This is a genomic window from Streptosporangium sp. NPDC000509, assembly GCF_042898365.1.
Lineage (GTDB): Bacteria > Actinomycetota > Actinomycetes > Streptosporangiales > Streptosporangiaceae > Streptosporangium.
The window spans coordinates 22,363-35,656 of record NZ_JBIAYX010000024.1; the positions used below are offsets into that span (position 1 = coordinate 22,363).

Annotated in this window: 11 protein-coding genes; 2 read left to right on the forward strand and 9 right to left on the reverse strand. The window is 70.6% G+C overall.

The annotated features are described in order from the left end of the window. Nucleotides 1-14 precede the first annotated feature (14 nt). From ACFY3D_RS34165 to ACFY3D_RS34200, 8 genes are all read right to left on the reverse strand, one after another. Nucleotides 15-1,262, reverse strand: a complete 1,248-nt coding sequence (locus ACFY3D_RS34165) for a Xaa-Pro peptidase family protein (protein WP_350949650.1) — start codon at nucleotides 1,260-1,262, stop codon at nucleotides 15-17. Further along, entirely contained in the window at nucleotides 1,259-2,143 is an 885-nt protein-coding gene (locus ACFY3D_RS34170) for an NAD(P)-dependent oxidoreductase (protein ID WP_362904502.1), read from the reverse strand. The genes ACFY3D_RS34165 and ACFY3D_RS34170 overlap by 4 nt, the downstream gene beginning before the upstream one ends. Then, nucleotides 2,140-3,204 (reverse strand): alcohol dehydrogenase catalytic domain-containing protein, encoded by a 1,065-nt coding sequence (locus ACFY3D_RS34175; protein WP_362904500.1) that lies wholly within the window; start codon nucleotides 3,202-3,204, stop codon nucleotides 2,140-2,142. The genes ACFY3D_RS34170 and ACFY3D_RS34175 overlap by 4 nt, the downstream gene beginning before the upstream one ends. Further along, nucleotides 3,201-4,268, reverse strand: coding sequence for an ABC transporter permease (locus tag ACFY3D_RS34180; protein WP_350949647.1), 1,068 nt, complete (start codon nucleotides 4,266-4,268; stop codon nucleotides 3,201-3,203). The genes ACFY3D_RS34175 and ACFY3D_RS34180 overlap by 4 nt, the downstream gene beginning before the upstream one ends. Then, the gene (locus ACFY3D_RS34185; RefSeq protein WP_389987407.1) at nucleotides 4,265-5,815 is read right to left on the reverse strand and encodes a sugar ABC transporter ATP-binding protein; all 1,551 of its coding nucleotides are present in this window, start codon (nucleotides 5,813-5,815) and stop codon (nucleotides 4,265-4,267) included. Before ACFY3D_RS34185 ends, ACFY3D_RS34180 begins: the two co-directional genes overlap by 4 nt. Nucleotides 5,816-5,901: 86 nt before the next feature. After that, entirely contained in the window at nucleotides 5,902-6,963 is a 1,062-nt protein-coding gene (locus ACFY3D_RS34190; protein WP_389987410.1) for a sugar ABC transporter substrate-binding protein, read from the reverse strand. A 153-nt stretch (nucleotides 6,964-7,116) separates the two neighbouring features. Next, nucleotides 7,117-7,818, reverse strand: coding sequence for a GntR family transcriptional regulator (locus ACFY3D_RS34195; protein ID WP_350949644.1), 702 nt, complete (start codon nucleotides 7,816-7,818; stop codon nucleotides 7,117-7,119). Next, the gene (locus ACFY3D_RS34200) at nucleotides 7,815-8,345 is read right to left on the reverse strand and encodes a VOC family protein (protein ID WP_389987414.1); all 531 of its coding nucleotides are present in this window, start codon (nucleotides 8,343-8,345) and stop codon (nucleotides 7,815-7,817) included. The genes ACFY3D_RS34195 and ACFY3D_RS34200 overlap by 4 nt, the downstream gene beginning before the upstream one ends. Nucleotides 8,346-8,666: 321 nt before the next feature. On the opposite strand from ACFY3D_RS34200, the gene ACFY3D_RS34205 reads away from it, so the two are divergent. Continuing rightward, nucleotides 8,667-10,871, forward strand: a complete 2,205-nt coding sequence (locus ACFY3D_RS34205) for a thiamine pyrophosphate-dependent enzyme (RefSeq protein ID WP_389987417.1) — start codon at nucleotides 8,667-8,669, stop codon at nucleotides 10,869-10,871. Nucleotides 10,872-10,934: 63 nt separating this feature from the next. Beyond that, a complete protein-coding gene (locus ACFY3D_RS34210) occupies nucleotides 10,935-12,176 on the forward strand; it encodes a dihydrolipoamide acetyltransferase family protein (RefSeq protein ID WP_389987420.1) in 1,242 nt (413 codons plus the stop codon). 100 nt (nucleotides 12,177-12,276) lie between these two features. Here the strand turns inward: ACFY3D_RS34210 and ACFY3D_RS34215 are convergent, their stop codons facing one another. Then, nucleotides 12,277-13,281 (reverse strand): DMT family transporter, encoded by a 1,005-nt coding sequence (locus ACFY3D_RS34215; protein ID WP_389987423.1) that lies wholly within the window; start codon nucleotides 13,279-13,281, stop codon nucleotides 12,277-12,279. Nucleotides 13,282-13,294 lie beyond the last annotated feature (13 nt).

The window sequence follows — 13,294 nt, forward strand, 5'->3', positions numbered from 1 at the left end:
TCCTAACCGGTCCTTCAGTACGGGTTGGCGACGAAGAGGTCCTGCGCGGGGAAGAGGGTGATGACCTTCGCGCCCTCGCGGGTCACCACGACTTCCTCCTCGATGCGGGCGGCGGACCTGCCGTCGCTCGCCGGGCAGTAGGTCTCCAGCGCGAAGACCATGCCCTCCTCGATCTGGACCGGGTGCTCGATCGAGTTGAGGCGTGAGATGATCGGCCGCTCGTGCAGGCCGAGCCCGAGGCCGTGCCCGAACTGGAGGCCGAAGGCGTCCATCTCGGAGGCGAAGCCGAAGTCCTGCGCCCTCGGCCAGGCGCGGGCGATCTCGTCGGTCCAGGTGCCGGGTTTGACCAGCTCGATCGCGGCGTCGATCCACTCCCTGGCCTTGGTGTAGGCGTCCCGCTGGGCCGGGGTCGAGGAGCCGACGTTGAGCGTGCGGTAGTAGCAGGTCCGGTAGCCGTTGTAGGACTGGATGATGTCGAAGAAGCAGGTGTCGCCCGGCCGGATGATGCGGTCGGTGAAGTTGTGCGGGTGCGGGTTGCAGCGCTCGCCGGAGACCGCGTTGATCGCCTCGACGTCGTCGGAGCCCATCTCGTACAGGTAGGCGTTGGCCATCGCCACCAGGTCGTTCTCCCGGATGCCCGGCTTGAGCGCTTCGGCGATGCGCTGGTAGGCGCCGTCCACCATGGCCGCGGACTGGTTCAGCAGCAGGATCTCGTCGATGTTCTTGATCTGCCTGGCCTCCAGCATCACCTGCTGGCAGTCGGCCATGGTCAGGCCGGCCTGCTGCATGGCGAACAGCAGCGGCGGCTCGGCGATGTCCACGCCGACCGGCGCGTCCTGCTGACCCGCCTCCACCAGCAGGTCCTTGATCTCCTGAACGGCGCGGGTGAACAGGCCGACCTCGGGGGCGACCGCGCCGCGCAGGCCGACCATGCCGGCCCGGCAGTTGTCCGGCAGCAGCCACGGCGCGTACAGCTTGTGGTGCTTGGCGGCCGAGCCGAAGTCCCACAGGATGGGTTCGCGGCCCCGGATCAGCAGGGCGTACCTGGTCATCTTGTCCCGCGACCACTCGCCGATCACCGAACCGGTCAGGTAGCGGATGTTGTTGACGTCGAAGACGAGCATCGCGCCGAGGTCGGAGGCCTCCAGCGCGGCGCGGGCGCGGGCCAGCCGGTAGTCGCGGAGCCGGGTGAAGTCCACCCGGGTCTCGAAGTCCACGCCCATGTGGCCGGGCGCGCCGATGGCGTTCGGGTCCAAGGTCATGCGGTTACTCCTTTTCCGGCCGCTTTCTCCTGCACGGCCAGCAGCGACAGGAAGTCCTCCTCGCCGTGCCCCTGCGCGAGGGCGGCGACCAGCAGCGTGCGCACCATGGCGACGAGCGGCAACGGCACCTGCCCGGCGGTCGCCTCGGCCAGGCCGAGGTCGACGTCCTTGAGCAGCAGCCGGGAGGTGAAGGTGGGGGTGAGGTCCATCGTGCGGACGGCCTCGGTCTTGTAGCGGGTGAACGCCGAGCCGACCACGCTCTCGTTGAGGAACTCCATCAGCGTGCCCCGGTCGACGCCGAGTCGCTCGCAGAGCACGACGACCTCGGCCAGGCCCTGGGTGGTGATGGCGAGCAGCAGGTTGTGGCAGATCTTCAGCAGCCGGGACTCGTCGCCCGCGCCCGCGTAGGTGGCGGCCCGCCCGATCGCCTCCAGCACCCCCCGAGCCCGGTCGTAGGCCTCCGGAGAGCCCGAGCAGACGAACGACGCGGTGCCCGCCTCGAGGGCCGACGGGTTGCCGCTGACCGGCGCGGACAGGAACGGCACCCCCGCCTCGGCCGCCGCCTCCCGCACCCGGCGGGAGGATTCCACCGACACGGTGGAGGTGTCCACCAGCACCGACGGGCGGTGCTCGGCGGCCAGCAGCGCGAGCGCCACGTCCTCCAGGTCCGCGGAGGCGGCCAGGCTGGTGACGGTCACCTGGGCGGTCGCCGTCTCCCCCGGCTCCGCGGCGAGCCGCGCCCCCGCCTCGCGCAGCGGCTCGGCCTTGGCCGGTGTGCGGTTCCAGACGGTCACCGGGTGACCGGCGAGCAGCAGCCGGCGGACCATCGCCGATCCCATCCGTCCCGCGCCGATCCAGCCGACGGTGGTCTTCTCACTCATCCGGGTTCCTCCCCCTGGAGTTCCGACAGATCGATGACGAGCTTGGGCCGGGCCCGGCCGGCCTCCCGCATCCGGTCGAACGCCTCGCGCGCCCCGGCCACCGGGAACACCCGCTCGATGAGCGCGGTGGGGGAAACCGCGCCGTCGGCGATCAGGTGCAGTGCCCGGGGCATCAGGTCGACGCCGCCGAGCACACCGGACAGGCGCAGGCCCTTGGTGACGAAGGCCGCCAGGTCCACCCCGTCCACCGGACGGCCCGGGATGCCGACCTGGAGCACGCGCCCGGCGATGCCGGCGACCCTGGTCAGCACCGGGCCGATCGCGGCGGACCCGGTGGCCTCGATCACCACCTGGTAGGCGTCGCTCGGCGCGTCCTGCGGCGTCCAGGCCGCCCTGGCGCCGAGCTGAAGCGCCATCTTCAGCCCTTCGGGGTCGATGCCGATGACGTCCACCGGGCTGCGCATGGCGGCCGCCACCTGCACCGCGAGCAGGCCGAGGGTGCCGGTGCCGAGCACGGCGACGGGCTCGCCCGGCTGGGCGGCGGCCTCCTCGAAGGCGCTGAGCACGGTCACCAGTGGCTCGGCCAGCAGCGCGTGCGCGCTCTCCACCCCGGCGGGCACCACGTGCACGTTGGCGGCCGGAATCCGCAGGTAGCGGGCCGCCGCGCCGGGCACCGCCCCGCGCACACCCAGCTCGTACCGGTCCGGGCAGAGGTTGTAGTGGCCGCCGCGGCAGGTCAGGCACTGGCCACAGGACAGGAACGGCTCACCCACCACCCGCTCGCCGACCAGGTCGGCGGGGACCGAGGGCCCGACCGCGACGACCTCGCCGGCCCACTCGTGGCCGAACCTGATCGGGAAGTGGGTCAGCCCGCTCGACACGTACGCGCTGCTGCCGTCGAGCAGGTGCACGTCGGTCCCGCAGATCCCGAGGTAGGCCACCCGTACCAGGACCTCGCCCGCGGCCGGCTCCGGCACGGGCACCCGTTCCACGGAGAGGACCCCCGGGGCGGTGAAGACCAGGGCGGGCATGGTGCCGGCAGGCCACTGTCCGGCGCTCATGCCGGTGTCCTTCGGCCCGAGAAGCGCTGGGTGGAGACCCAGCCGACCAGCAGCGCGGCCAGGATGATCGCCCCGTACGCGGCGTTGATCCAGAACGACGGCACGTTGGAGAGCGTGAGGATGTTCTGGATGACGCCGAGCAGGATCACGCCCAGAGCGGCGCCGATCAGGTTGCCCCGGCCGCCGTTGAGGCTGATCCCGCCGATGACGGCGGCGGCGAACACGGTGAAGATGAGGCCGTTGCCCTGGTTGGCGGTCACCGAGGCGATCCTGCCGGTCAGCATCAGCCCGGCCAGGGCGGCCAGCAGGCTGCCCGCCACGATCACGCCGATGGTGAGCCGGGTGGTCTTGATCCCGGCGGCCCTCGCCGCCTCCAGGTTGCCGCCCATCGCGTAGATGCTCCGGCCGGTCGGGGTGAGCTTCATGAACACGTACGCGCCGGCGAAGGCGAGCACGAAGATCCACGCCTGCACGGGCAGGCCCAGGATGACGCCGTCGCCCAGGTAGGTCATGGCATCGGGCAGCATCGCGTAGGTCTGTCCTCCGGACAGGCCGATGGTCAGTCCCTGCAGCAGGATCAGCATGGCCAGGGTGACGATGAACGCGTTGAGCCTCAGCTTGGCGATCATCAGCCCGTTGGCCAGGCCGATCAGCAACACGGCCGGGATCATGATCAGCAGGCCCGCCCAGAACGGCAGCCCGAACCCGCTGTCGGCCACGCCGGAGACCAGCACGGCCAGCAGCATCGGCGCGAAACCCACGGTGGCCTCAAGGGACAGGTCGAAGTAGCCACCGATCAGGATGAGGCTTTCCGCGATCACCAGCACGCCGAGCACGGCCGAGGTGGTGATGATGTTGTCGATGATGTTGGTGGTGGTGAGGAAGGCGGGGCTCACCACGGCGCCCACGATCACCGCCAGGATGATGATGGGCAGCAGGGTGAGCACGACGGGGTCGACGGACCTGCGCGCCCGCCGGGTGGCCGGCGGCGAAGGTGACGACGGCGACGAGGGCGCGGCGGCCACCGACTCCGGCGCCGGTTTCTTCGGGGATAGTGCACTCACTGTGAATTTTCCTCTCCAGACGGCCGCCGGTCCGGCTCGGCGGTGCCGTCACCCTGCACGGCCGCGGCGATCATGCCTTCGGTGAAGGGGTGCCGCAGTTCCGTCGACACCTCCCCGTGGACCATGACGACGATGCGGTCGCAGATCTCCAGGTCCGCGTCGTCGGAGCTCACGATCAGCACGGCCCGTCCGTCCGCGCGGAGCTCCTCGATGGTGTCGTAGATCGACTTTTTGGCGGACACGTCCACCCCGGCGGTGGGGTTGACCAGGACCAGCACCTTGGGGTCGGCGGCCACCGAGCGGGCCAGCACGACCTTCTGCTGGTTGCCGCCGCTGAGTTCCTCGGTCGGCTGGGTGGCGCCGTAGGCCTTGATGTGCCACTCCCCGGCCAGCCGCGAGTAGAACTCGTCCCGCTTCCTGCCGTTGATCAGCCGGAACCTGTTGACGAATCGCGGCATGATGTTCAGGGTCGCGTTCTCGGCCACGCTCAGCCCGGGCACGTAGCCGCTGATGTGCCGGTCCTCCGGGGTGAAGCCGATGCCGGCCTGGATGCAGCCGCTGATGTCGCCGAGCGGCAGCGGCCTGCCGTCCAGGGTGACGGCGCCCGACTCGGCCGGGCGCTGGCCGGTGAGCACCTCGGCCAGTTGCATGTGCCCGGCGCCGTCCAGGCCGGTCAGGCCGACGCACTCGCCCGGCCGCAGGGCCAGATCCACGTCGCTCACCTTGGGTGCGGTGACGCCGGAGGCGACCAGGACGGGCGGCAGGGTCGGTTCGGCCCTGGCCGCGTGCGGGCCGTCGCCCGCACCGGCCGCCGCCTCGCCGACCATCGCGTCCACCAGGTCGGGCACGGTCATCCGGGAGAGCCGCTCGGTCAGCACCGTCCAGCCGTCGCGCAGCACGGTGACCGAGTCGCACACCTCGAAGACCTCGTGCAGGTGGTGGGAGACGTAGATGATCGTCACGCCCCGGGCGCGGGCCTTCTCGATGTGGTGGAACAGGCGCTGCGAGGCGCCTCGGTCCAGACCGGCGGTGGGTTCGTCCAAGAGCAGCACCCGCGGACCCTGGGAGAGCACCCGGCAGATCTCGACGACCTTCCGTTCCAGCGGCTCCAGCTGTTCGACCGGGGTGTCGGCCAGGTGCGCGTACTCCCATTCGGCGAGCAGCTCGGTGGCCTGCCGCTGCACCTCGGACCAGCGGATGAACCCTGCCCGAGAGCGGGGGAACCTGGCCAGGGCGATGTTCTCCGCGGCGGTGGCGGCGGGGACCAGCGTGCTGCGCTGGTAGACGCATCCGACGCCGGCGGTTCCCTTGGCGTCGCCGTCGGCGAGCACCCGGACCGAGCCGCTGTCGGGCTGGGTGAGGCCGGTGAGGATCGACATCAGGGTGGACTTGCCCGCCCCGTTCTTGCCGATCAGCGCCCGTGACTCGCCCCGGTTGACGGTGAGGGACACCGCCGACAGCGCCTTGGTCGGCCCGAACGCCTTGGACACCTGGTCCATCACGATGGCCTGCTCCGCGCCGGCCTGTTCTGAAGGGGCCTGTGGCATTGCTCCGCGCCCTCCTTCCTTGGGTTCTGGATCGTCTCCGGTGGCGGGCCCGCGGGCGCGCCACCGGAAATCACCGGGAGGGGGAGTCAGCCGTTGCCCCACAGGCTGGGGTCGTCCACGTTCTCCTTGGTCACCGTGGGCGAGGGAAGCAGGTCCTGGAGGGACTCCCCGACCTCGACGATGGTGCTGTCGTGGTCGGTGGGGCCCGGCTGGTAGGTCTTGCCCGCGATCGCATCCTGGATGTACTGGATGCCGTACTTGGCGTACAGGTCCAGCGGCTGTGACACGACGGCGTCGAGGGTACCTTCCCGCACCGCCTCCAGCGCCGCCTTGGAGCCGTCGATGCCGACGGTGACGATGTGGTCGGGGTCGCCGGCCTTGGTGAGCTTGCCCTGCTTGCGCAGCGCCTGCTGGACTCCGGCCAGGCAGACCGACTCGCTGCCCATGAACAGGCCGGTCAGCTTCTCGGTGCTGAGCACCGTCTGCGCCTGGGTGGCGCACTCGTCCGGCTTCCAGTTCATCGGCTTGGAGATGACCTTGACGTTGGGGAACTTCTCGGCCATGCAGGTGGTGAAGCCCTTGCTGCGGTCCTGGCCGTTCTGGGTGGCCAGGTCGCCCTGGAGGTCGAGGACGGTACCCTCGCCGTTGATCTGCTTGCCCATGTACTCGCAGGCGGCCGTGCCCATGAAGACGTTGTCCGCGCGGACCACCATGTAGATCTTGCCCGAGTCGGCGCCCAGGTCGACGGTGACCACGGGAACGTTCTTGTCGTTGGCCCGGCCGATGGCGGGGGCGACCGCCTTGCTGTCCACCGGGACCACGATGAGGCCCTTGACGCCCCGGCCGAGCAGGGTGGTGATGTCGGCGTTCTGCTTGGCCGCGTCGCCGTCGGCGTTGACCGCGGGCAGCAGGTTGACGCCGGCCGCGGTGGCCTGCTCGCCGAGCTGCTTGACCAGCTGGACCTGGAAGGCGTCGGTGAGGAAGGACTCGGAGAAGCCGATCTCGCCGCTGTCGGCGGCGGCCGGTTCGCCGGTGGCCGCGCCGTCGCCGGTGGCCGTGGTGTCGCCGGAGGAGCATGCGGTGAGGGTGAGGGCTGCCGCGGCGAACAGGGTCAGTACACGCCTGCCCGTTGTGATGTGGTATGACATGAGACCTGCTTTGCTTGGGTGGTGATGTCGTTCTTCGTGTACTGACCGTTCGTTGCGGGACGGCCATGTGGAGGGCGCGTCCGGGAGTTCTGGTCCCGGAGTCACCTTTCGCCGCAGCGTGCCGGGCGCGGGTGGAGCCGCGTCCGGTGTGGCTCAGCGGCCCGTGGAGTTGCGTTCGATGACCGGCAGGAGTGCGATCCGGGTCCTGCGGATGTGCCCTGCCAGCAGACGCTCCGCGTCCGTGGTGTCGGCGCGCCGGATCGCGTCGATGAGCAGTCGGTGTTCGGCGTTGATCACCCATTCCCGTTCGTGGCCCGCGCGTTCGACGTACGCGCGCCGGTATGGCTGGGTTATGTTCCACAGCCTTTCGATCATGTCCCGGAGCTCCTTGTAGGGGTTGCCCGAGTAGGACAGCAGGTGCAGTTCACGGTCGAGGTGGAGAAACCTGTCCAGGCTGGTGTTGGCCTCGATCTCGTCCTGGATCCGCTCCAGGCGCCGGATCGTCTCGGCCGGCAGGTGCGGGATGCTCTCGGTGAGCGCGAGCGGTTCCAGCCGTTCGCGGATCTTGTAGGTGACGTCGCACTCCGCCGCGTTCATCTCCGAGACCCAGGCGCCGCTGTTGGCCTTGAGGGTGACCAGGCCCTGGGAGTGCAGGATGCGCAGCGCCTCTCTCACCGGCAGGCGGCTGGCGCCGAAGTCCTTCGCGACCTCCTCCTGACGGATCCTGGCGCCCGGCTTGAGCGCCCCGGACAGGATCTGCTCGCGCAGGTGCTCGGCGATCTGGTGGCTCATCACGCTGGTGGCGGCGCCCGTTTTGTCGTCCGCGGATTCCAGGCCCGAGGTGAGGCCGGTCATCCGCCCACCGCCTGGCTCTGTTCCTCCCGCAGGTACCACGCCCGGCCGTGCGGGTAGGAGACCAGTTCGAACTGGGCACCCCAGGGGGCGAGGAAGTAGATCCAGCGCTGTCCGGCGTGCGGGCCGTCGCTGGCGGTGGGGCCGCCGAGCACGGTCACACCGCGGGAGCGCAGGTAGTCCGCCGCGGCGTCGATGTCCTCCACGTACAGGGCGAGGTGGTGACCGCCGACATCGCTGTTACGCGGCGGGGTCTGCGCCTGGTCGGGGGCCTCGTACTCGAAGACCTCGAAGACCGGCTGGTTGCCGCAGCGGAAGAACCGCAGCTTGTCCACCCGGGCCCGAGGATGCACGTTGAGATGGGTGGCCATCCAGTCCCCGTCGTCGGACTTGGCGCCGAGCGGGTAGAGGTACTCGCACCCGAGCACGTCCACCAGGAACTCGGTGGCCTGGTCGATGTCGGGAACGGTCAGACCGATGTGGTCCAGGCCGACGAGCCCCGGCAACCCGGGGGCACCCCCTTCAGCCATGTATCCCACCTCCGAATCCGTTGACGATCTGTTTCTTGGAAGTTTCCACTGCCGCACCTTCACCGAGTATGGATCCAATACGGCCTGGTGGATCGGTAGCTTGGTCGCCCAAAGTATGGAAAGTCAATGTTGAGAGCACATTCTTCCGTTACGAAGGCATAACGGTAGTGTGAGATCGGATCCAATCTGTGCGATGGTCGGTAACAACCGCGGATCGCGGAGGGGGTGCGGCCGACCGGTCCCGGTCGCCCGGCGGAGCGCCGGCGCCCCCGCGCCGGAACCTGCCCGGCCTCTGGCTTGTCCACCTGGAAGAGAACACACATGACCAAACACCAGGACCTCGCCGCGCCCACCCCCTGGCTGGAGTTGACCACCACGGAGGCGGACTGGGACGCGGCCGACCCCGACCTGCTGCGCGCGATGTTCGGGCAACTCGTGCTGATCCGCGCCTTCGAGGAGTACGTCCTCGAACTCGCCGGGTCCGGACTGGTCCACGGGCCCGCCCACTCCAGCGTCGGTCAGGAGGCCGGGGCGGTCGGGTCGATCCTCTCCCTCACCTCGGCCGACACCATCACCGGATCCCACCGGGGCCACCACCAGTTCCTGTCCAAGGCGCTGGGACATGTGCTGCCCGGCGGCTGGGACCCGCGCGGCGACCTGCCCGCCCCGGTCACCGACTTGCTCACCCGGACGCTGGCCGAGATCTGCGGGCTGGCCCGCGGTTTTTGCCGGGGCCGGGGTGGATCCATGCACCTGCAGTGGCCGGAAGCCGGAGCGATGGGCACCAACGCCATCGTCGGCGGCGGCGTTCCGCAGGCGGCCGGCTTCGCGTGGGCACACCGGCGGGCGGGCACCGACGCGGTCTCGGTCGCCTACTTCGGTGACGGCGCCGCCAACATCGGCTCGGTGCTGGAGAGCTTCAACCTCGCCGCCGCCTGGTCCCTGCCGATCTGCTTCTTCATCGAGAACAACCAGTACGCGGTCTCCACCCATGTCCGCGAGGTCACCGCGGAACCTCGGCTCTCGGTGCGCGGTCTCGGCTTCGCCATCCCCAGCTGGCGGGTGGACGGCATGGATCCACTCGCCGTCCACCTGGCGATGGGCGAGGCGCTGGCCCACATGCGGGCGGGCAACGGGCCGGTCATCATCGAGGCCGACCTGTACCGGTACTACCACCAGAACGGCCCCTTCCCTGGCAGCGCGTTCGGCTACCGTTCCAAGGAGGAGGAGCGGCAGTGGCGGCAGCGCGACCCCATCACGCTGATGACCGGCCACCTGCTCCGGCGCGGCGCGCTCACCGAGCAGGAGGCGGGCAGGGCCGTCGACCAGGCCGCCGCCATGATGCGGGTGATCGGCGACCGACTGCTCGAGCCTCTCCCCGGCGGCAAGCCCGGCCGGCGCCGTATCCGCCCGTCGGAGTGGCCCGAGCCCGGTTTTCGTGACGTCGGCGTACGCGGCGACCTGTCGGAGTTCGGCTCCGAGGTGCGCTACGAGGAGGCGGCCACATTCTCGGGCCGGCTCGACGAGCGCGAGTTCGTCGACGTGGTCGCCGAGGTGATGGCCCGCCGGATGGAGACCGACCCCTCCATCGTCGTCATGGGCGAGGACGTGCACCGCCTCAAGGGCGGCACCAACGGGGCCACCAAGGGACTGGCCGACGCCTTCCCCGACCGGGTTCTCGGCACCCCGATCAGCGAGAACGCGTTCGCCGGACTGGCCGGCGGACTGGCCATGGACGGCCGCTACCGCCCGGTCGTGGAGTTCATGTACGCCGACTTCCTCTGGGTGGCGGCCGACCAGCTGTTCAACCAGATCGGCAAGGCCAGGCACATGTTCGGCGGCGACCACCCGGTACCGCTGGTGCTGCGCAGCAAGGTGGGCACCGGCACCGGCTACGGCTCGCAGCACTCGATGGACCCGGCCGGAATCTTCGCCACCGCGCCGGGGTGGCGAATCGTCGCGCCCAGCACCCCCTTCGACTACGTGGGCCTGATGAACACCGCGCTCCGCTGCGACGACCCCGTGGTGGTCATCGAGCACGTCGACCTGTACACCAGCACCGGCACCGGGCCGATGGACGACCTCGACTACCACATCCCGGTCGGCCGCGCCGCGGTGCGCCGGGCGGGCCGGGACGTGACCGTGCTCTCCTACCTGTCGATGGTCGCCCACTGCCTGGAGGCGGCCGAGCAGGTCGATGAGATCGACCCCGAGATCATCGACCTGCGCTGGCTGGACCGGGCCAGCATCGACTGGGACACCATCGGCGCCAGCGTGATGAAGACCGGCACCGTGCTCATCGTCGAGCAGGGGGCGGTCGGCACCTCCTACGGGGGCTGGCTCGCCGACGAGATCCAGCGCCGCTACTTCGACTGGCTCGACCACCCGGTACAGCGGGTGACCGGCGGCGAGGCGTCGCCGAGCATCAGCAAGGTCCTCGAACGGGCGGCCATCGCCCGCACCGAGGAGGTCGCCGCCGCCTTCCGCCGCATGACCACCGACGGCACGCTCGCGCCCCGGCACTGAGCCCACCTTCCGATCTCCCGCACCACGAACCAGGGACCAGGACCAATGGCCACTCTTCTTCGCATGCCAGAACCGGCGGCCGGTGCCACCAGCGCCGTCGTGTCGGAATGGCCGATCGCCGAGAACTCCCCCTACTCCGTCAGCACCGCCATCGTCGTCATCGAGACGGCGAAGGCGTCCATCGAGATCGAGGCGGAGAGCGACGGCGTCCTGCTCAAGCGACTCGTCCCCGCCGGGACCGAGGTCGACGTCGGCACGCCCATCGCCCTGCTCGGCGCGCCCGGGGAACCGCCGGAGAACATCGAGGACCTCCTCGCCGGACTCGGCGTCACCAAACCCGCCGCAGAGCCCGCCACGGAATCCGCCGCAGAACCGGACGCCTCCCCGGCGCAGCCCACCGCCGTGAACGGGCACCCCGTACCGGAGGAACCGGGCACGCCGCAGCGGGTCTACGCCAGCCCGCTCGCCCGGCGGCTGGCCCGCCAGGGCGGTCTGGCGATCGACCGGATTCCCGGAACCGGACCGGCCGGCCGGATCCTGCGGCGAGACGTCGAGGAGGCACTGGCCCGCGCGAGCGAGCCCACCCCCACCCCCACCCCCGCGCCTGTCGCGGCTCCGGCGGCCGGGGACCACGAGGACATCCCGCACAGCAGGATCCGCCGCGCCATCGCCACCCGCCTGGTGGAGAGCAAGCAGACCACGCCGCACTTCTACGTCAGGGGAACCGCCCGCGCCGAAGGGTTGCTGGCCGTCCGGGCGCAGCTCAACCAGCCGGGATCACCCAAGATCTCGGTCAACGACCTGGTGGTCAAGGCGGTCGCCCGTGCCCACAGGCTCGTCCCCGAGATGAACGTGATCTGGACCCCGGAGGCCGTCCGCCGCTTCACCCAGGTGGACGTGGCGGTCGCCGTGGCCACCGACACCGGCCTGGTGACCCCGGTGCTCCGCGCGGTCGACACCATGCCGATCAGCGTGGTCGCGGAGACCACCCGCCGCCACGCCGACAGCGCCCGTACCGGCCGCCTGCGCCAGGGTGACCTGGAAGGCGGCACCGTCGCCGTCACCAACCTGGGCATGTACGGCACCGAGGAGTTCACCGCGATCATCAACCCGCCGCACTCCTCGATCCTGTCGGTCGGTGCCGTCCGCACCGAGCCCGTCGTGGAGAACGACGTGGTCGTCCCCGGCGCCACGATCCGTTTCGTGCTCTCGATCGACCATCGCCCGATCGACGGCACGGTCGCGGCCCGCTGGATGGGCGAATTCCTGTCCCTGATCGAGAATCCGGTCCGCATCCTCGCCTGAAGGGGCCGGGATGCGAGTGGCGATTTTCGCGCCGCCCCGTCCCGGCCCAGCCGCCACCTGCCGACGAGGATTCAGCGCCATGAACCCATGAGGTCACGCTTCACGGCGCCAGGCCGACCGGCTCGGTGCGGTCCTCTCGTGCGGACTCCAAGCCCCGGCGGTTTTCCGGGTCGGGCAGGTCGGGCGCCGGGCGCGGACCCCGGTCCTGGCGTCGGAGTTGCAGGACGACGACGCAGGACAGCACAAGCGCGCCGCCCGCGAGCTGCACCGGGGTCAGGGACTCGCCGAGGACGAGCGCGGCCAGTGCGGCGGTGACCACGGGCTCGAAGGTGGACAGGATGGCGGCGGCCGACGGGCCGATGCGCTTGAGCCCGGCGAAGAAGGTCAGCATCGCCACGACGGTGGAGACCACGGCGATGGCGGCGAGCCAGAACCATCCCGACGCCCCGAAGCCGAGGTCGACGCCGCCGGCGAGCAGGGCACGGGCGGTGAGGGTGCCGGCCGCGCCGGTCATCACCAGCGCGGACAGCACCACGGGCGCCAGCCGGTGCACAACGGTGTCGGCGACGAGGATGTAGACGGTGTACGTGACCGCGGAGGCGAAGGCGAGCAGTGCCCCGAGCGGGTGGAAGCTCATGCCGCCGGCGCCGAGCAGGACCAGCAGTGTTCCGCCCGAGGCGGCCGCCAGCGCGGCTGCGCGCGCAAGGGTGAGCCGGTCACGGCCGAGCAGCACCGCCGTCACGGTGACCATGACCGGGTAGGTGTAGAGGATCAGGGCCAGCAGCGAGGCGTCCATCAGCCGCAGCGCGGAGAAGAACAGGCTCGCCTGCGTGGCGTACCCGATGGCGCCCAGGCCGACGGCGATCACCAATACCCGGCCGCGCGTCATCGCCGGTCGGCCGGCCGCCCCCTGCCGGGGAGGACCGGAGGCGGCGCGGCGCAGTCCCGGCCGCACCAGCACGACGATCCCGAGCAGGACGGCGGCCAGGGTGAAGCGCACCAGCAGCAGCGCCTCGGGCGAGACGCCGGCGTCGTAGGCGAGTTTGCCGAAAATCGCCATCGCGCCGAAGCAGGCCGCGGACAGAAGACATAGTGCTGCACCCATGCGTACCAGGATC